Genomic DNA, 18,454 nt, shown 5'->3' with positions numbered 1-18,454 from the left:
TGCATTATTATTAAGACATATTTCTTGTGAGTATATGCCAAAGCGTAAAGATATTGCCATATGGATTGCAATTCTTGCAGGTGGGATAGGATTCTTCATATTTTATGGCATTGCAGCGGAAGTAATGAGATAATTTACGAATTTAATTACATGTAATCTAATCAATTTCATGATTGAATTTGATGATGAACTAAAAAAATTAGTAAATTTTCAAAAATTAGGGTACGTTGCAACTGTTTCTTCCGATGGGACTCCAAACCTTTCCCCAAAAGGAACAATTGCAATTCTTGATGATTCAAGATTAGTATTTGCAAATATTCGTTCTCCTAAAACAATTGAAAACCTCACCAATAATCCGTCAATTGAAATCAATGTAATTGATCCTTTCTCAAGAATGGGTTATAGATTCAAGGGATTGGCCAAAATTCTTTCTGACGGTGAAGATTTTGCAAGCATTCTTGATTACTTTAAACAAAAAGGCATCAAAAGTACTATTTCACACATAGTTGTGATAGATGTAAAATCTTTTTCTGAAATAACATCTCCGTCATATGATCTAGGTCTTAAAAGAGATGATTTAGTAAAAAAATGGAAACAGTACTACGACTAATTTTGTAACTTCTTTTTTGTTTCACTATGCGCTTTTCTTTCTTTATCTAATAATTGTCTAATAACCTCTAGCTCTTTCATAGTATCTTGTAATCTCTTGTTTGTTGTTGAAATTATTTGGCTAGCTGCTTCCACTACATTTTTTGAATCATCTTCACCTTTATTTTTTGAATTTATTTGTTTCATTTCTACTAATCTTTTTTTCATAATTTCCAATTCTTTTTTTCTTTGATTCAATTCCTCGTCAATTTTCTTTTTTTCATTTTCTGAATCTGAAACGGAAGGTGCATTTTTCTTAATTTTTTCCTCTAATTCATTATTGATTTTTGAATTTTTTGTAATTTCTTCTTGAATTTCTTTTAGTTTATTTTCTGAATTGCTTATTTCTTTTGAGATTTTTTCTATATTTTCATTATTTGGTTTTATCACGTCATTTGATTTTGATTCAGAACCTTCAAGTGAACGTAATTCCTTTTTGGATTGAATTATTTTGCCTATGATTTCATCATATTCTTTTCTTGATAATTCAATTTTTTCTATAATTGAATGTAGTCTTTCATTTTTTTCTTTAATCTTACTTTCTAAACCTTCAATCTCCTCTTCTATGTCATCTTTGATTTTTTGTAAATTTGTATTTGTATCCTGAGCAACCTCTGATTTCTTTTTACTAAATAATCCCATCCCAATTCTACCTATTCTTTGGTTTTTTAATGAATCTGGTATAGAATCCAACTGATCCGACTAAAATTCCGGAAATTAGACATACGACTCCTAATTCTGGATTATCTGTGTAAAGATTTGGTGCTAAAAACAATAGTAATGCTCCAAAAATTATAAGAAAAAATCCTCCACCTTTTTTCTGTCTGTTGTGTTCGTTATGAGCCATTTATTTCACGTACTTGCCAATTTTTTCTGCTACGTTTTTCTTTCCAATATCTAAAATGAATGGACCAATTTTTGGGCCTCTAGTAGTTGACAAAATAATTTGGTATAGTACTTTGAAAAAGTCTTTTGGTTCTATATCGTCGCCCTTTGCAATTTGATATATCTCATTTTGCAAATCTTCAATCTCTCCATCTTTTTCTAAAACGATAATTAGTTTACTTAGTGCACCTTTGATCTTTGAATCAATATCTATATCAATTTCATCTGATATGTCAAATTCATCTGCAAAGTTTCCTGCCATCTCAATTAATCTGTCAATTTCAGGTGATGTCTCTTTGATTGCACGGTAATCTACTAGTTTTTTATTTATTCTAGAAATTCTATCCTCTTTGAAAATTTTAGATAATTCTAAAAGAAGTCTATAACTTACTTGAGCTGGCATCTGTTTTGGAGGCGATAATAGATTGACATATTCGTACAATCCTTTTGATTTTACCAATTTTGCCTCATTATCAAGTTTAATTTTGCCAAAGAATATTTTTTCAAGTTCATTGTATTCATCCATAAGTGATGGTATATCCTCAAATCCTAATTCTCTTGCACCTGTGATTCTCTTGTATAGTAACAAAAGTATTGATTCTGGCGTTCCAAATTTCAACCATGTTTGAGATGTTACAACGTTGCCTAATGATTTTGATATTTTCTTTCCACCTTTATCCAAAAACATTTCATATTTTATGTGGTGTGGGTGTGGAAAATTCAAAACATCATCTGCAACCCAATCATTAACTTTGACTGAATCCATGATATCTTTTCCATATGCTTCAAATCTGATATCAAACGCGCTCCATCTTGCAGCAAATTCTACTTTCCATGCTAATTTCCCAAGATCTTTTTTAATATCTGCCTCTCCTTCATATCCACATCCTTTGATTTTCTTTCCACCAATTTCTGCATCACAACATTTGTAACGAACTTTTCTTTCATCTGGTAGATATTCTGTGGCTTCTGCAACATACAATCTGCTACATTGTGCACATACAGGGAAATATGGTAAGAATTTCTGATATTTTTCCTGTCCGACTAAATCTTCAATTTTTGCTCCAATTCTTTCACTTTGTGTTAAAATTGTATGAATTTGTTCTTGCAGTAAACCCTCTTTGTAGGTATCTCTTGCTCTTTTGAAGGTGTACTCAATTCCTAATTTTTCTAATCCATCCAAAAGCCTACTACTCATATTCATTCCATAGGATTCGTGTTCTCCTGTATGATCAGGTATTAGTGATACTGGTTTTCCAATATGTTCTTCAAGTGAATCTGGAAATCCTGCTGGAATTTTTCTTAATCCATCAAGGTCATCTGAATATGCAATTAATTCTGATTTGTATCCCATATTTTCTAAAGCAAGTTTTACTCCGTATGCTCTAACTGCATCTCCTAAACTCCCGATATGAGGAATACCTGATGCACCTAATCCACTTTCAACTCTGATTAGACTAGTGTCTCTACCTAGTTGTTTCTCTCTTTCAATTAATTCTGATGCAAGTTTGTCAATCCATGTTCCTTTTCCTATAACGTTCTGTTCAGACATATTTCATTACAACTCCTTTGCCATATATGGTCCATTAATTCTGTAATTCAATTTTTTATAATATTCTCTTGTACCAACTGCACTGATTACACATAGCTTATTTGATGATAGGTCAGTTGCAGCAATTTTTTCAGCTTCCATCATCAATTTTTTTCCTATTCCTTGATGCTGAAAACTAAATTCTTCTTGTTCACCAATACTGATTGCTTTTCCAAATACATGTAGTTCTCTTACAATTGACGTTTTATCTGTAATTTCTTCTCTATGTGCCTTTTCACTAGGTTTTCTTAGTCTCAAAAATCCATACGTCAAATCGTCTGCGTCATTAAATGACAAAAATACCTCTTTTCCACCACATGCATCATAATCAATTCTTTCCAATTTTAGTTCAGAAAATTCCTTTTTATTATTAAGACCCGCTTCTCTACATCTAATACATTTGCATGATGTTCCATGTTTTGCTAATTCTTCATGAACTTTTTGCCGTAAATTTCCCATTTTTGGCCCATCGACAATTTCATCCATTGTAATCTCTCTTTGCACCCTCATAATTCGAACCCATTTTGGTATAATTTTTTTAGATTCAGTTAAAACATTAATCATCTCTTCTGTAGAATATGGTTTGTAATTTCCTAATTTGTAATCCTCATAAAGTGGTGTATCTTTTAGTACTAATGCAGGATAAATCTTTAACATATCTGGTCTGAATTCTTCCATCTCAAATAATTTCTTAAAATCTGCAATATCTTCTTCTGGACTCATAGTTGGAAGTCCTGGCATCATATGTGCTACAATTTTGTATCCTGCATCTTTTGCAATCTGAAATGAGCTAATCACTTGTTGTAAATTATGTCCCCTGTTGACAATCTTATAAACTCGTTCAGTCAAACTCTGAACTCCAATTTCTACTCGAGTTGTTCCATAATCTAACATCATGTCAACATGTTTTTGTTGACAATAGTCTGGTTTTGTTTCTATTGTGAAACCAACGTTTCTCATTTTTGCTTTTTCATTATTTCTTTTTGCATCTTCCAAACTAACTGATTCAAATCCATTTATTGCGTCATAACATGATTTTATGAAATTGCGTTGATAGTCATCTGGCATAAACAGAAATGTTCCTCCAACAATTACCAGCTCTAATTTTGTAGGATCATGACCGAATGCAATTAACTGTTCAATTCTTCTTTTAATTTGGACTCCTGGTTCATAATTGTCTTCAATTGCACTGAGTGTGACAGGTTCTTTACCTGTATAGCTATTTGGTGTATTGATTTCTGTTCCTCCTGGGCAAAAAGTACACCTTCCGTGAGGACATGCAAAAGGTTTTGGCATTATTGCAATTACAGTAACCCCTGAAGCTGATTTTACTGGTTTTTTCAGTAAAACTTTTTGAAGAATAGGAAATTGTTCTTCAGTTGCAGCTGATAATATCTCTGAATTTCTAGGTAATCTTTCTAATGAATATTTTGAACATGTTTCTTTAATTTCATTTTTAATTTGATTTTTTTCTAGATTTTCAATTTCAGATAATCTTTCACATATTTCTCTACATGCATGTAAAAAATTCTCACTTAATTTCTGCATGATCTATGCAAATCATTGCAACATAAAATGGTTTAAATGAATTTTATCTTCGTTTAGGAGCTGCTTTCTTTTTAGTAGCCTTTCGTTTAGGAGCTGCTTTCTTTTTAGTAGCCTTTCGTTTAGGAGCTGCTTTCTTTTTAGTAGCCTTTCGTTTAGATGGTCTTTTAAGATCTTTTTTCAGAGATTCTAGTTCTTCAGTTAAAGTGGCCATTTCTTTCAGTAATTGTAATTCTTTTCTAATTTTTGCTACTTCATTATCAAATTCTTCTTTCTTTTTCTGTTCATCTTCTGATTGATTTTTTGCAGCTGATGAAGCTTGCACTTGTGCAGCAGCGTCGGCTTGTACTTTTTCAGCTTCTTCCACTGTCATTTCATTTCTAACTTCTTCACTTTTTTGAACATCGTCAGCTTTCAGTTTTCCCTCACTGGCTAATCTCTGCAGATATTCTTTCTCATATTCTAGAAGGAGTTCTTCTCTTGATTTTTCACTCATGGTTGTTTCTTGAATTGCTATGATTTAAATAATTTTTAAAAATTATTTGAGCTGCATTTCTTTATTCTACTTTTGCTACTTCTTTTCTATAATCCATCTTGAGCCAAATTGGTGTGATTATTGTGGTGACAGCTACCATGAGAACAATAGTTGTGTATACATCTCCTGTTAACACTCCTGATGATAATCCTACTCCTGCAACAATTAATCCTACTTCTCCTCTTGAGATCATTCCTATTCCTACTCTCATTCCTGCAGTTTTATTTTTCAAAAATAGAATTGATGGTAATCCACATCCAAGTAATTTAGTCGAAATTGCAATTGCAATAACTACTGCACTTAGCATTAATACGTCCAAGTTTACCGTTCTAAAGTCTACTTGCGCACCAATTATCGCAAAAAACAACGGCGCAAAAATTAATCCAATTCTACTAATGAAATTCTCTATTTTTTCAAACACTTTTGTTGCTGATAGTGCCATTCCTACTGCAAATGCTCCTACAATTGGGGATAATCCTAAAGTTCCTGCAATTGCAGCTGCTCCAAAGAATGATGCGGTTGCTATTCCTTCTACACTTCCAGTTGATTTCCATATTCTTGGTGTAATGACTTTTGGAAGTATGAAAATGGCTGCAATCAGAATTGCTGCAAAGAATCCTAATACCTTAAGAATTGTAAATGTAACGTCAAGTAAATCAATATTGTCTATTGCCTCTGCACTTCCTAATGATGTAACAACTGATAGTACTGCGATTGCCAAAATATCGTCTACAACTGCAGCTGCTATAATTAACCGAGCCTCTGGTGATTTAATTTTATTAAACTCCTTTAGTACCTGAATTGAAATTGCTATACTTGTTGCAGTAAGTGCTGTAGCAATCATCATTGCCTGTAATGCATCGTATCCAAATGCTTGAAATACTAAAAGTCCTGCAAAGAATGGAACTATAACTCCTAAGGTTCCTACTGTAAATGATGCCTTTCCACCTCGAAGAAATTCTTTTGGTGTCATTTCCAATCCTGCCATAAACAAAATTACAATTGCACCAATTTCTCCTAGGGTTCTAAGTTCTGGTCCAATTTTTAAAATTGATTCTCCTGTTTCTGGATGAAGCAAAAATGCACCTAATGCAAACGGTCCAATTATCATTCCGGCTAGTAATTCACCTAAAACAATTGGGAGTTTTATCCTACTGAATAATTCGCCCATTAGCTTTGCAGCTGCTAGTAAGATTCCTACTGCAATGATAACTTCAATGAAGCCTGCTTCTGCTGCCATTATCTAAGATTTTTAGGATTACGTCATATAAGCCAAATCTAGTAAATTTTTTTGTATTGATTTCTATGCAATTTTCAATTTATTAATAAAAACGCCCTTGTTTTTACTGATTCTGCCGATTTCATAAGATTTCGTCTTATGTTTTTTGAAAATTTTATGAATATTTTTGGTTTGATTCTCTGGAGCGATAATACAAAATCCTATTCCCATGTTGAATGTCTTGTACATCTCTTCATTTTTCACTCCTGAATCTTCAATTAATTGCATCAATGCTGGAGTTTTAGGCATACTGTCCAAGTTATATCCAATTTGTTTTAGTCTCAATAATTTTGTAAATGATCCTCCTGTAATGTGTGCCAGTCCGTGAATTTTACATTTTTTTACTGCTTCTAAAACTGGTTTGACGTAAATCTCTGTTGGACGTAAAAGTGCATTTCCTAAATTTCCAATTCCTTTGATATTGTCTTTAACTGAATATTTTGTTAAAAGTGCTTTACGTGCTAATGAGTATCCGTTAGAATGTAATCCTGAACTTTTAATTCCAATAATTACGTCATTTGGTTTTATTTTATCTCCCAATACCATGTCTTTTTTTGAAAGCATCCCTACTACCATCCCTGCAAGATCAAATCCAAAACCTTTGCCTGCAATTAAATCTGACATTATTGCAGTTTCTCCACCTACAATTGGCATTGAGGATTTTTTTGCACCTTTGACCAATCCTGATACTATTTGTTTGAAAATTTTTTGATCATTTTTGTTTGCAGCAATGTAATCTACAAATGAAATTGGCGTTGCACCAATACAAATAATGTCATTCACATTCATTGCAATACAATCTATTCCAATTGTATCATATTTTTTCATTAAATTTGCAATCATAACTTTGGTTCCTACTCCGTCAGTATGTGTTGCTAATAATTTTCCACCTGGAATTTCAACAATTCCTGCATAATGCCCAAATCCATGTGTCATCTTTGCCATTTTTTGTAAATTATGAGTTGAGCCAATCAGTTTACCGATTGCACGTTGACTTTTTTTTATCTCAGTTATGTCAACCCCTGCTTTCTTGTAACTTATTGTCATATCCAATCACCTACATGTACATATTTGAATCAATTTTTTTATGTTCCGAATATTTATCAGATAATTCTTTCAAATCTGTGCTCATCTGCTCTTTTTGTTTCTTTAAATTTTTTGTATTAATTTCTGTATCGTAAACTCTGTTAATTGCATCAATAATTGTGGCTGCTGCGACAGGATCTGGTGTTAATTCGTCCGCTTTTGCAAGCAATGTAATTCCACGAATTTTTCTAATTAGACATTCATTTAGTATTCCTCCTGAAATTCCAGTAATGAATCCTTGAGGGACCATTTGGATATCATTTTCCTCCATAACTCTACACAGGTCAACTTCTGCTGCAAAAAATGCATTTCCATCGTGTTTTTTGTCGGCAACACCATCCAACACTATAATTTCAGTTGAACCTTTTTTTTCAGCCCAATCTAGAATCGCCATGGCGATATTGTAAATCCCATCTTGACTGATTACTATTTCACAAATTATTGCACAGATACTTCCATCGCTGTTTGAATAAATCCGAAATGGATGTCTTAGTCTACCTTGCATGAATACTGTTGATGGTGGCAAATGTTTTGAGCGGAGAAAACCTACCTCTTTCATATCCAATTCGTTTATCATATGATCCACTGCTATAGTTCCAACTAATCCTGCTCCCACAAAACCAACAAAAATTGTAGGATTTTTCAACTTATTTTTTCCTACTTCGTAGATCTCTGCTTCAGGTATGTTTTGCTGCAACACTTTGTTGTCTATGTTTTGTTTAATTACTTGTTCGCTTCATCAGAAATATTGACTCGTATGTCTCGTAGTATGATCCGAATGCTAATTTTTGGAATTGGTTCAATTCTTTTTGTAATTTATCTATACATCTAGAATTTTCTGATCTAGTTTTTCTCATTTATTGTAAATAATTCTAACATTACTCTTCCTTTGTCTGTGATGGTATAGATCACATTTGATCCAACCCTTTCTTTTTCTATGAATTTGTATTCTACACAAAAATGTAGATAGTTTAGAAACGACTTTTTCATTCTAATCTTTGATTTTGAATACAGGTCTGAAAATGTCATTGGGTTTGAGTTTAGTTGATACAGTAATTTCAATAAAGATAGTGTGCTGAAATCTTTTGTTTTTGCTCTCACTGCATCTAATACTTGTTCGTCTCGTTGAATTATGAATCCTTCAAAACGTTCTGCAACTTCTAATGGCACATATGTCAATCTTGCTCTCATACAGTATAGTACCGTACTTTACCATATTAAGGTTAAGTCATGGTTTGTTGAGCTATTTGATCAGTTTTCCTAAACTTGGGTAAACATCATATCTATTTTCCTTGTTAGAATTGTGAAATATACGGAAGGAATGTGATTTAAACAAGATATCTTGGCATAGTTGTTGTGGACGTACTTCATATTGGAAGTGTACTCGCAGGATTAATCCTTCTATGTATTGGAGGCTATGCAATAGTTTCTGGTGGTGTTTCTCTTGCAAAGAAACTTCGAATTAGTAGTATGATCATTGGTTTAACAGTAGTGGCATATGGCACCTCTACCCCTGAACTAGCAGCTTCGTTACTCGCTGCTTTCAACTCTCACACTGAATTAATTCTTGGAAATATTGTTGGAAGTAATATCAGCAATGTTGGAATGGTGATTGGAATTTCTGCCATTTTTACACCTCTTCTAATTAGTAAAATTACTGTTAGTAGATGGATTCCGATAATGATTGGTGTATCGTTATTAGTTGTGGCTATGTCATATGATGGGGAAATCTCACAGGTTGATGGTGTCATATTGATTGCTGCACTCATTGGATTTACAGCTTATACTATCAAAACTGTCAAAAAACAAAAAATTCAACAAAATGAGACCATAGAAAATGAAGCGCTTGAAGGGGAATATTTCTTATCAAGATATAAAATTGAAACTTACCCTCAATCGATTGGTCTGATAGTAGCTGGAGTAATAGTGCTGTTTATTGGCGGCCATCTTACAGTTGATGGTGCTGTAAATATTGCTGAAACTTTAGGATTATCTCAACTAGTTATAGGAGTTGTAATTGTTGCAATTGGTACGTCACTTCCAGAATTAATCACATCTATTATCGCAATAGCAAAAAAACAAACCGATATTGGTGTAGGAAATATTGTTGGTAGTAACATTTACAATATTTTATTGATATTGGGGGTTTCTTCTGCTATAGTTGGAATACCTGTTGTACCTGATGTATTTTCTAATTATTACATAATGATTGCATTTAGTCTTGTTTTATTCATTGGATTTAGAAAATACATTCCAAGAGTTGTTGGAGTTGGTCTTGCAATAGCATTTGTGGTATATCTTGCAAGTCTTTTAGTTTAATTTTTTCTAGGATTTTGGTATTGATATTTTTTGATTTTAATTAATTCAAAATATGAGCCAAACTTCTTTGTATCCTCAACATTATCCAATCCTTCTGAATCTATAGGTTCTACTTGATATTCTCTGATTTTCTTATATGTTGTATCTCTTTCAGCAGGAATTCTTCCTATACTTCTGATCAAATGTCGTATTTCTTTTGGTCTTAACAGCTGACCAAATTCGGCACCTGCTGCAGTTGATATACTTTCGTTGACTAATGTTCCTCCGAAATCATTTGCGCCCCAATTGAGAAGTAATTGTGAAAACTTTGGTCCTTCTTTGACCCATGACATTTGGATATTATCTATTACATTGTTTAGCATTATTCGTGAGATTGCATGGACTAGAAGTGCATCATTTGAACTTGCACCTTTTCTGATACCCTCATGAAGTTGATGTTTATACATTGGTGCTTCTGAATATACAAAATTAAGCGGAACAAATTCTGTAAATCCTCCTGTTTCTTTTTGAATTTCACGAATTGTATCCAAATGATTGACTCGATGTTCATTTGTTTCTAAATGGCCAAACATCATCGTTGATGTGGATTTTATTCCCATCTTATGTGCAGTTTTTATTACGTTTGTCCAGTCTTTGACTGTAATTCTTCCTGGAGAAATTTTATCGCGTAGTTTTTGATTGAGTATTTCTGCTGCAGTTCCTGGAATCGTATCTACTCCTGCATCTTTTAATCTACTTAGATATTCTTTTGTTGAAATCTTAGATCTGGTTGCACCATAAAGAATTTCTTCTGGAGAAAATCCATGTATGTGTATATCTGGAACCTCAGTTTTAATTTCTCTACAAATATTCTCGTACAACCCTGCATCCATATCTGGTGGAAGTCCTGCTTGGACGCATACTTCTGTGGCTCCATAGGTGTATGCTTCTTTTGCTCTTCTTGTAATTTCTTCAATAGGTAGTGTATATCCTTCTTCTTCTCTAAAATCTCTACTAAATGCACAAAAGCCACATTGTTTTATGCATACATTTGTGAAATTGATATTTCTATTAACAACATACGTTACTGTATCTCCTACCTTCTCTTTTCGTAAATAATCTGCAACTCTACCTACAAGTTGAAAATCAATCCCTTTTGCATCAAATAGAACTAATGCTTCTCTTGAAGTAATATCTTTTCCAGAAATTGCTTTATTGAGAATAGCTGCAATTACTGGGTCTGCATACTGCAAAATTCCGTCTACATCTTTATTTTCTAAATTCATTTCCAGTAACTCTCTTCTACATAATTTTCTTCATCAGCAATTAAAGATATTCTTTGTTTCAATTCATTATTAACTAATGGAATAAATTCTGGATATGCTGGAAATCGTGCTTTGAAGGAAAAACCCAAGTCATTACATTTCTTTTCAACATTTTGAATATTTGGCCAAGAAAATTCTGGGTTTACATAATCTGATGTTATTGGGGAAATTCCTCCCCAATCGTTAATTCCTATGGTTAAAAATTCATGATAATTATTAGGTGATAAATTTGGCGGAATCTGAATATTTGCGCCTGGCATCAAAATTCTGCATAATGCGACAACTGTCTTGAAATAATCTTCTTTTGGTGTGTTGTGATTAGACATCAATGTTTCAGGTTTTGGATGGAAATTTTGTAAAATGATTTCTTGAATGTTGCCATATTTTTCATGAATTTGTTTAATATCTAAAATTGATTGAATACATTCTTCCATGCTTTCTCCAATCCCTACTAAAATTCCAGTTGTCATTGGAATTTTTAATTCTCCTGCATTTCTCAAAACATTTAATCTTACTTTGGGTTCTTTACTTGGTGCATCTTCATGAGGCATTCCTTTTTCTCTTAATCGTGTACTAGAATTTTCAAGCATTATTCCCATGCTTACATTACTTTTTTGAAGTTCTTTCATTTCACTTTTGGTAAGATTTCCTGCATTAGTATGTGGAAAAACACCTTCATTCAGTACAATCTCGGAACAATGAATCAAATATTCTGCTGTCGATGAAAAACCTTCATTCTTTAACCATCTTTTTGCTTCTGAATATTTTTGTTCAGGTCTTTCACCTGTAACAAATAACGCTTCAGTACAATTGTATTTCTTTGCAAGTTTTGATAATCCTTTCACTGTCTCTAAATTCATCATTGATAATTTTGCATCATTTGGTTCTGCCTTGTATGTGCAATATGAACACGTATCTCTGCATAGATTAATTATGTTGAAAAATGCCTTTTTTGAAAAGCTGATTCTTTTTCCTTTTCTCTCATTTCTCAAATTAGATGCAGTATCAAAAATAGTCTCTTTTGGAACTTCTTTTAATAATTGAAGAATTCCTTCTTTTTTGATCTCCTTTAATTCGTTAATTTTATGAATAATTTCAAAATCAAATTGTAATTCACTCATTGCTTAAAAATTCAGTATGGTCTATTTAATTTTGTAGAAATGCTATTGAGGTCTTTCCTCAAGAACCATGGTCAATTCTAAAATCTCCCCACCTCTATTGACAGAAAGAACCATTTCATCTCCTACAGATTTCTCTCTTTGTAAGTGAACCAATATGTCTGAGATCTTTCTTACGGTTTCTCCATCAATTGATAATATTATATCGCCATCTAGTGCAAATTCTCTTCCATCTGTCTCTTTTGTTTCTGTAACTCCTAGTAATCCTGCTGTCTCTGCAGGGCTGCCTTCAATTACTGATACAACTAAGAATCCTTTTGAACTATTCAATCCTCTTACTTCAGCGAGCTCTGGGTCGACATCTGTTCCTGAAATTCCCATCCATGGATGCTTAAACTCTCCATCTTGAATTAGAACTGGAACCACTTTCTTCACGGTATTTGATGGAACGGCAAATCCAATTCCTGAAAATTCCCCTGTTGCTGATTGTATGGCTGTATTAATTCCCACAACTTCTCCTTTCATATTGATTAAAGGTCCTCCTGAATTTCCAGGATTTATTGCGGCATCAGTTTGTATTACATCTGGAATTGAATATCCTGTTTCTTGTGGCAACAATCGTCCCATCTGACTTACAATCCCTGATGTCATAGAACCGGATAATCCAAATGGATTTCCTATGGCTGCAATTTTCTCACCAACTTTTAGTTCTGATGAATCTCCTATTTTGATTGGTTGTAGGTATGTATTGGTTGGTTCGACTTTAACAACTGCAATATCTAAATCTCTGTCAGTACCTATGACATTTCCAATGTATGCTTCTCCATCGAGAAATGTGATCATCACTCGCTTTGCATCTTGCACCACATGTTGATTAGTTATTACATATCCTTCATCTGAATATACAAATCCTGAACCCATTCCTCCATCAGATTCTCCTCTTAGAACACTTACTTGTACAATACTTTCCTCAGATTTTTCAAAAATATCAATTAGTGAATACTCATAGCTTCTTTCTATTCCTGTTACTTCTCCTACAGTTTCACCATAATTTCCATTTGTAACAATTAGTTCACCTGTGTCGTTATCTGCAATTGAATTGAATGATACAAAAACTGCAAATATTATTGCTGCAGTTGCAATTACTCCTCCAACAACAATTCCATTATTTGCCATAACAAAATTATGTGTGATTAAACTATAACCCTTACTGATTTTTGCTACAATATATCATACTTTGAGATAGTTTTGAGAAAATTCTTTGACTGAATATTTTCTTCCTCTCCATGATACTGCTGAAGATTTGTTTGCATGCAAGATACCTGAAAGAAAACCAAGTACTACAATTATTCCTCCAATAGGTGCACATGTTGAATTTATTATGCTTATGTTTAATCCCATTTTGGCTTCCATTATAGATGCTGAAAAAATTGTTATTGTTGAAATAATTGCAGAAATCAACAAAGTTGTGAATGATATGTTTGGTTCAAATGCAATTATTGAATATCCCAATAATGGAATCGGCATAAATAAAATGAATAATACGGCAAAAAACACTCCTACCGCTGTTGAAGAACTCTGATGATACAATGGAACCATTAGACGTTTCAATCCATTCCACATCTCTTTTGCACTTCGTGAATACAACGCTTCAATCAAGTGTTCGCCCCTGACCATCTTTAATGCATAACCTGACTCTTTTGTAATCTTGCCCAATGCACCATCTTCAATTATTTCTTGTTTAACTTTCTCATGGGTTCCGATCTCTTCGTACACCTTTCGTTTAATCACGAAAAAACTTCCAAAAAAATATCCTACCTTCTTTTTTGGATTGTTCACATTTAGGGCAGAATATCTTGAATGCAGAAATGTTGATAGCATTGGTAAGGTTATTTTTGTAATTGTATCAATACAACGAAGTCTTGGAATTACTGTTAATGCATCAAGGTTCTCTGATTGTAGGTGTGATACTGCTAATGTGATTACATTTTTTTTAAATTTTGTATCTGCATCTGTAAATAACAATATCTCTCCAGTAGCTTTTCTGAATCCTTCCATACATGCCCAATTTTTTCCCATCCATTTTTCAGGTTTTTCTTTTGCACTTACGTGAATGATCTTTGAATTTTCTTTTGAAAATTTCTCAATTATCTCTCCTGTTTTATCTTCTGAAGAATCATCAATTGCTATAATCTCAAAATTTTCATAATCTTGTGAACCTAGAGTTTCTAAACATTTTGAAATAAACTCCTCTTCATTTCTTGCTGGTAAAATAACTGATACCTTTGGGGTTGTTGTACTTTTATTTTCAAATATATCTAAAAATGGTGTTTTGGTAAATGATTGATACATAGAACTCAATAATGAAAGCCATGCCAAAAAAACTCCTACTAAAATTACTGTAAAAATAAAATTAAAAACATCTATGAAAATGTCTGCCATTAATTTTCAACTTCTTCTTTAATTGCTTGCAATGCTTGCTCAGTTCCACTTTTGATGTGTTTTTTTATTATGCCTGTGAACATTCCCATTTTTCCAGAAAGTTTTACATCCCATAATGCTTCTAATTCACATGAATTTTCCATATCTTTCAATGTTAGAATTTTTTCTCCTACTATGACCCCTTCTGTGAAAACTGCTTTAATTGTCTCTTTTGGAACAATTGTTACGTCTTGTAGGCATTTTTGATCACGAAATGCAATTGTAATCTCTCTTGATATTTGATTGCCATTTTTTGAAATGTTTCTAACTTCTTTCGTACCTTTCCAAAACTTTGGTTCATTATCGATATCTGATATTACATCCCAAACTTTTTCTTGAGTTGCATTAATTGTTACAGATGTTTTAATTTCTGCCATATTTCAACCCAATTACTCGAAAATATTAGGTTTATCAAATTTTTTCTGCCAATTATGGTTCATAAATTTAGAAATTAATTTTAAACCGTCAATATTTGATGCATTATGGATGATATCTCATACGATGATTTCTCAAAATTAGATCTACGTGTAGCAAAAATTGTATCTACCGAAAAAATTCCTGAAAAATCAAGAATTATCAAAGGCACAATTTCTTTGGGAGATGAAGAACGTGATGTAATAATTGGAGGCGCTCAATTTTATGACCCTGAAGATCTAATTGGGAAAACAGTAATTGTTGTTGCAAATCTAGAGCCTAAAAAAATGGCTGGTGTTGAATCAAATGCAATGTTATTAGCTGCTGATATTGACGATAAACCATTCTGGCTGACTGTTAGTGATGATGTTCCTGCAGGAACAAAAATCAAATAATTTCTTATTCGTAAACCATTAATTTTTTTTCTTCTAAAAGTGCGTGTAAATTATTAACTGAACGGTATACGTCCTCTTCTTTTTTTGCACCTGTACATACAAGCTTTCCTGAAGAAAATAACAAAATGACTGTTTTTGGATCAAGCATTCTGTGAATCAAACCTGGAAACTGTTCTGGCTCATACATGCTTCTTGGTAGTGTTCTAGCTGCTTGCTCAAGATGAATTCTTCCTCCTAAGTTTATTGAAGCAACAATATTCTGAATTGTTACCACTGCATTTTTTTTAACCTTGATTTTCCCTTTTCTTAATTTTTCAACAACTGTCTTTACAGCATTTTTTGACATTTGTTCTGATTTTGCACCGGTGCACACCATTTTTCCTGAAGTGAAGATTAGTGTAGCTGTCTTTGGACTTTTCAATCTGAAAACTAGTCCTGGAAACTGATCTGGATGATATTCTACATCTGGAAACTTTTTTGTAATATCGTTAAGATCCATTTTCTGGTCTACTGTAGCTGATGCCACTACATTTTCAATACTGATGATAGGCTTTGTCTGTGGCATATCACAATTTAAAAAATATCATTAATAAAAATACTCGTGAAATGACTCATTTTCACTCTTAATTACATGGATATGATTAAATTACAAAATCAAAGTAATTGATTATTGGAAATTTTAGGTTATAATTTTGATGAATTTTTGGCATGGGTTGGTGAAGACACTGACACGCTAATGATGCTCATATGGATTCTCCCTGTCATAATCTTTGTTTTTTATGGACAACGAATACAGCTTATGATTTCATCAAATGAAATTAAAAAAGACATTGGAAAACTAGACGAATACACTACATCTACAAAAAAGGACTTTCTAAATTATGTAAAAAATAATCTTACCTCAAAATCTGACCCTTCAAAAAAGTTGGACAGCTTTTTTGATTATTTCACAATTATGCCTGTAGATATGGATCCTAATGGAATTATTACAAAAATCAATCATCTGATTCGTTCAAGGGAAGACTTTATTCGATTACAAATTAATGGAATGTTCTCTAATTTGTCATCTGTGGAATTATCTAAACTCCAAAATTTATTGGAAATAGTTACTACATTACAATTATTCCATAAACATACTCGTCATCTTTACCTCACTGCAAAAAAACAAAAAAACTTCCCATTGATTTTGCCATTACAAATGATGATTCCATTTATCATGGAAGAAGCTCTTGCTTTGAAAGATGCAATGCCTGCAATCAAAAATGGCCAACCAATTGGTGATGGTATTGGACCAATGATTGTCGGACAAATGATGTTGGGTACTACTAAAGAATCAGCAGCATTTGAGACAGTCTGGTCAAAAACAACTTTTGAAGATAGAGAATTATTCTTAATGAAAGCTGAAGGTCCAAATGCAACTGTTGGCCGTCCAGGTGATGGACTTGAAAAAATAATCTCAATCAAAAAACCTGATCTTGTTATTATGATTGATGCATCATTAAAACTTGAAGGTGAAGATTCTGCATCTATCGCAAAAGGTTTCGGCGCTGCAATTGGTGGTATAGGAACTGAGAGATTCAAAATAGAAGAAATTGCCACCAGAAATAATATCCCAATTCTTGCTCTTGTTGTAAAACAATCAATTCATGAGGCAATCACTCTGATGACTGAAGATATTGCAAATAGTGCAAAAACAGTAAAAGATGAACTTCATCAAATGATTCGAGAAAATACTACTTCTGGTCAATCTATTCTTGTCATTGGTGTAGGAAATACTATTGGTGTCTCACAATGAGCAAATCGAAAAATAAAATTTCTACATGTTATACTTCTACGGAGTGTAATTCATGTAAAATCATTAAAAAAAGAAAATTTACTGATGGTGATGTTGTTTTCTCTACTGCTGAAAATTGTTCTGAATGTGATGGAAAAATGATTATCACAAAAATTTTTGGCGTAACTATGGATTAGTGGTTATTGTCACTCCATTCTCATTTGGAATGAATGTGTGTTCTGCTTGAGCGACTCTTTGACCGTTGCCCTCTACTAGTACTGGATATGCATGGACTGCTTTTTTCTTCACTAAAATTTCTAAAATTCGTTTGGCATCCTTTTCTTCCCATTTTTCAAGTAACCATCTTAATGCAAATGGTAACATATTGAAATTACTCCATATGTAATTTAACATCTCATCTGCCTCTTTATCTTTAGTTTTCTTTCTTGATGCTAGAGCGAAAATATTTTTCACTTTTCCTTCGTGAACAAATCCAAGCCCATCTCCTGTTGTCACAAATGGCTCGCACGCAAATGCTTGTTCACTTGGGAAATTAAAAGAACCAATTGACCAAATATTTGGAACTGATTTTCCTGCGTGAATTGTATACTGTTCTAAAGAATGTCCACTTAGATTTGCAATTGGAATTAATCCTAACTCTTTGATAGTTTTCTCAATTGTTCTTCCAACATCACTTGATTTAATTCCTGTTTTCATCATTGACATCGCATTTTTTAATGCAGATTCCGCACCTTGTACAAGCGTATCAAATTCTGGATTGTAACAAACTGTTACCGCAGTATCTGCAATGTATCCATCAATTTGTGCACCAAGATCAATTTTTACAAGATCATCTTCTGTAATTGTCATTTCATCATTTGGTTCTGCTGTATAATGTGCTGCTACTTCGTTAATACTTGTATTTACAGGAAATGCGCATTTGGCCCCTCGTTTTTTGATCTCTCCTTCTACATGTTCACAAATCTCATATACCGTTTTTCCAACCCAATCTGTTTTTCTAACATTCTCTCTAACTTCTCCTGCAATTTTTCCTGCTTTGATATAATCTTCAAGTCCCAT

Annotated in this window: 21 protein-coding genes; 5 read left to right on the top strand and 16 right to left on the bottom strand. The window is 32.9% G+C overall.

Annotated elements, in window-relative coordinates:
• Window positions 1-169: 169 nt before the first annotated feature.
• Window positions 170-610, top strand: a complete 441-nt coding sequence (locus T478_RS04970) for a pyridoxamine 5'-phosphate oxidase family protein (RefSeq protein WP_048105603.1) — start codon at window positions 170-172, stop codon at window positions 608-610.
• Here the strand turns inward: T478_RS04970 and T478_RS04965 are convergent.
• From T478_RS04965 to T478_RS04925, 9 genes are all read right to left on the bottom strand, one after another.
• A complete protein-coding gene (locus T478_RS04965) occupies window positions 607-1,290 on the bottom strand; it encodes a hypothetical protein (protein ID WP_146150872.1) in 684 nt (227 codons plus the stop codon). The two genes, T478_RS04970 and T478_RS04965, sit on opposite strands and share 4 nt — an antisense overlap.
• A gap of 7 nt (window positions 1,291-1,297) precedes the next feature.
• Window positions 1,298-1,495 carry a hypothetical protein gene (locus T478_RS04960; RefSeq protein WP_048105599.1) on the bottom strand — a complete coding sequence of 66 codons (198 nt, stop codon included), beginning with the start codon at window positions 1,493-1,495 and terminating at the stop codon, window positions 1,298-1,300.
• Entirely contained in the window at window positions 1,496-3,085 is a 1,590-nt protein-coding gene (gene lysS / locus T478_RS04955; RefSeq protein ID WP_048105594.1) for a lysine--tRNA ligase, read from the bottom strand.
• Between the two features lie 6 nt (window positions 3,086-3,091).
• Complete coding sequence (locus T478_RS04950) at window positions 3,092-4,672, bottom strand: tRNA uridine(34) 5-carboxymethylaminomethyl modification radical SAM/GNAT enzyme Elp3 (RefSeq protein WP_048105592.1); 1,581 nt, start codon at window positions 4,670-4,672, stop codon at window positions 3,092-3,094.
• 43 nt (window positions 4,673-4,715) lie between these two features.
• The gene (locus tag T478_RS07725) at window positions 4,716-5,165 is read right to left on the bottom strand and encodes a hypothetical protein (protein ID WP_048105590.1); all 450 of its coding nucleotides are present in this window, start codon (window positions 5,163-5,165) and stop codon (window positions 4,716-4,718) included.
• 61 nt (window positions 5,166-5,226) lie between these two features.
• Complete coding sequence (locus T478_RS04940) at window positions 5,227-6,444, bottom strand: cation:proton antiporter (protein WP_048105588.1); 1,218 nt, start codon at window positions 6,442-6,444, stop codon at window positions 5,227-5,229.
• A gap of 63 nt (window positions 6,445-6,507) precedes the next feature.
• Complete coding sequence (gene purM / locus T478_RS04935) at window positions 6,508-7,530, bottom strand: phosphoribosylformylglycinamidine cyclo-ligase (RefSeq protein ID WP_048106957.1); 1,023 nt, start codon at window positions 7,528-7,530, stop codon at window positions 6,508-6,510.
• A 10-nt stretch (window positions 7,531-7,540) separates the two neighbouring features.
• Complete coding sequence (locus T478_RS04930; RefSeq protein WP_342352443.1) at window positions 7,541-8,269, bottom strand: proteasome assembly chaperone family protein; 729 nt, start codon at window positions 8,267-8,269, stop codon at window positions 7,541-7,543.
• 143 nt (window positions 8,270-8,412) lie between these two features.
• The gene (locus T478_RS04925) at window positions 8,413-8,760 is read right to left on the bottom strand and encodes a helix-turn-helix domain-containing protein (protein WP_048105586.1); all 348 of its coding nucleotides are present in this window, start codon (window positions 8,758-8,760) and stop codon (window positions 8,413-8,415) included.
• A gap of 165 nt (window positions 8,761-8,925) precedes the next feature.
• Between T478_RS04925 and T478_RS04920 the strand changes: the two genes are divergently transcribed.
• Window positions 8,926-9,888 (top strand): calcium/sodium antiporter, encoded by a 963-nt coding sequence (locus T478_RS04920; RefSeq protein WP_048105583.1) that lies wholly within the window; start codon window positions 8,926-8,928, stop codon window positions 9,886-9,888.
• On the opposite strand, the gene cofH is transcribed toward T478_RS04920, so the two are convergent.
• From cofH to T478_RS04895, 5 genes are read right to left on the bottom strand one after another with little or no spacing between them, the layout of a single operon-like run.
• Window positions 9,885-11,153, bottom strand: a complete 1,269-nt coding sequence (gene cofH / locus T478_RS04915) for a 5-amino-6-(D-ribitylamino)uracil--L-tyrosine 4-hydroxyphenyl transferase CofH (RefSeq protein ID WP_048105581.1) — start codon at window positions 11,151-11,153, stop codon at window positions 9,885-9,887. The genes T478_RS04920 and cofH overlap by 4 nt on opposite strands.
• On the bottom strand, window positions 11,150-12,313 hold the full coding sequence (gene cofG, locus T478_RS04910) for a 7,8-didemethyl-8-hydroxy-5-deazariboflavin synthase subunit CofG (protein ID WP_048105574.1): 1,164 nt from the start codon (window positions 12,311-12,313) through the stop codon (window positions 11,150-11,152). Before cofG ends, cofH begins: the two co-directional genes overlap by 4 nt.
• A gap of 42 nt (window positions 12,314-12,355) precedes the next feature.
• Window positions 12,356-13,486, bottom strand: coding sequence for a S1C family serine protease (locus T478_RS04905; protein WP_048105573.1), 1,131 nt, complete (start codon window positions 13,484-13,486; stop codon window positions 12,356-12,358).
• A 54-nt stretch (window positions 13,487-13,540) separates the two neighbouring features.
• Complete coding sequence (locus T478_RS04900) at window positions 13,541-14,752, bottom strand: glycosyltransferase family 2 protein (RefSeq protein ID WP_048105572.1); 1,212 nt, start codon at window positions 14,750-14,752, stop codon at window positions 13,541-13,543.
• Entirely contained in the window at window positions 14,752-15,168 is a 417-nt protein-coding gene (locus tag T478_RS04895) for a type II toxin-antitoxin system RatA family toxin (RefSeq protein WP_048105570.1), read from the bottom strand. The genes T478_RS04900 and T478_RS04895 overlap by 1 nt, the downstream gene beginning before the upstream one ends.
• 105 nt (window positions 15,169-15,273) lie before the next feature.
• Between T478_RS04895 and T478_RS04890 the strand changes: the two genes are divergently transcribed.
• Window positions 15,274-15,600 (top strand): tRNA-binding protein, encoded by a 327-nt coding sequence (locus T478_RS04890; RefSeq protein ID WP_048105568.1) that lies wholly within the window; start codon window positions 15,274-15,276, stop codon window positions 15,598-15,600.
• Between the two features lie 4 nt (window positions 15,601-15,604).
• Here the strand turns inward: T478_RS04890 and T478_RS04885 are convergent, their stop codons facing one another.
• Window positions 15,605-16,165 (bottom strand): TATA-box-binding protein, encoded by a 561-nt coding sequence (locus T478_RS04885; protein ID WP_048105566.1) that lies wholly within the window; start codon window positions 16,163-16,165, stop codon window positions 15,605-15,607.
• Window positions 16,166-16,270: 105 nt separating this feature from the next.
• Between T478_RS04885 and T478_RS04880 the strand changes: the two genes are divergently transcribed.
• Complete coding sequence (locus tag T478_RS04880; RefSeq protein WP_048105564.1) at window positions 16,271-17,395, top strand: DUF1512 domain-containing protein; 1,125 nt, start codon at window positions 16,271-16,273, stop codon at window positions 17,393-17,395.
• A complete protein-coding gene (locus tag T478_RS04875; protein ID WP_048105563.1) occupies window positions 17,392-17,571 on the top strand; it encodes a hypothetical protein in 180 nt (59 codons plus the stop codon). The genes T478_RS04880 and T478_RS04875 overlap by 4 nt, the downstream gene beginning before the upstream one ends.
• On the opposite strand, the gene map is transcribed toward T478_RS04875, so the two are convergent.
• Window positions 17,561-18,454, bottom strand: coding sequence for a type II methionyl aminopeptidase (gene map, locus T478_RS04870; protein WP_048105561.1), 894 nt, complete (start codon window positions 18,452-18,454; stop codon window positions 17,561-17,563). The two genes, T478_RS04875 and map, sit on opposite strands and share 11 nt — an antisense overlap.

Source organism: Candidatus Nitrosopelagicus brevis (assembly GCF_000812185.1).
Taxonomy (GTDB): Archaea; Thermoproteota; Nitrososphaeria; order Nitrososphaerales; family Nitrosopumilaceae; genus Nitrosopelagicus; species Nitrosopelagicus brevis.
The sequence above is the reverse complement of the archived record's forward strand: the minus strand, read 5'-3'. Positions and strand labels throughout refer to the sequence as shown.

Bases quoted from the DNA above. Each gene is read 5' to 3' on its own strand.
- T478_RS04970 (WP_048105603.1), top strand. From the start codon at position 170: ATGATTGAATTTGATGATGAACTAAAAAAATTAGTAAATTTTCAAAAA.
- T478_RS04965 (WP_146150872.1), bottom strand. From the start codon at position 1,290: ATGGGATTATTTAGTAAAAAGAAATCAGAGGTTGCTCAGGATACAAAT.
- T478_RS04960 (WP_048105599.1), bottom strand. From the start codon at position 1,495: ATGGCTCATAACGAACACAACAGACAGAAAAAAGGTGGAGGATTTTTT.
- lysS (WP_048105594.1), bottom strand. From the start codon at position 3,085: ATGTCTGAACAGAACGTTATAGGAAAAGGAACATGGATTGACAAACTT.
- T478_RS04950 (WP_048105592.1), bottom strand. From the start codon at position 4,672: ATGCAGAAATTAAGTGAGAATTTTTTACATGCATGTAGAGAAATATGT.
- T478_RS07725 (WP_048105590.1), bottom strand. From the start codon at position 5,165: ATGAGTGAAAAATCAAGAGAAGAACTCCTTCTAGAATATGAGAAAGAA.
- T478_RS04940 (WP_048105588.1), bottom strand. From the start codon at position 6,444: ATGGCAGCAGAAGCAGGCTTCATTGAAGTTATCATTGCAGTAGGAATC.
- purM (WP_048106957.1), bottom strand. From the start codon at position 7,530: ATGACAATAAGTTACAAGAAAGCAGGGGTTGACATAACTGAGATAAAA.
- T478_RS04925 (WP_048105586.1), bottom strand. From the start codon at position 8,760: ATGAGAGCAAGATTGACATATGTGCCATTAGAAGTTGCAGAACGTTTT.
- cofH (WP_048105581.1), bottom strand. From the start codon at position 11,153: ATGAATTTAGAAAATAAAGATGTAGACGGAATTTTGCAGTATGCAGAC.
- cofG (WP_048105574.1), bottom strand. From the start codon at position 12,313: ATGAGTGAATTACAATTTGATTTTGAAATTATTCATAAAATTAACGAA.
- T478_RS04905 (WP_048105573.1), bottom strand. From the start codon at position 13,486: ATGGCAAATAATGGAATTGTTGTTGGAGGAGTAATTGCAACTGCAGCA.
- T478_RS04900 (WP_048105572.1), bottom strand. From the start codon at position 14,752: ATGGCAGACATTTTCATAGATGTTTTTAATTTTATTTTTACAGTAATT.
- T478_RS04895 (WP_048105570.1), bottom strand. From the start codon at position 15,168: ATGGCAGAAATTAAAACATCTGTAACAATTAATGCAACTCAAGAAAAA.
- T478_RS04890 (WP_048105568.1), top strand. From the start codon at position 15,274: ATGGATGATATCTCATACGATGATTTCTCAAAATTAGATCTACGTGTA.
- T478_RS04885 (WP_048105566.1), bottom strand. From the start codon at position 16,165: ATGCCACAGACAAAGCCTATCATCAGTATTGAAAATGTAGTGGCATCA.
- T478_RS04875 (WP_048105563.1), top strand. From the start codon at position 17,392: ATGAGCAAATCGAAAAATAAAATTTCTACATGTTATACTTCTACGGAG.
- map (WP_048105561.1), bottom strand. From the start codon at position 18,454: ATGGGACTTGAAGATTATATCAAAGCAGGAAAAATTGCAGGAGAAGTT.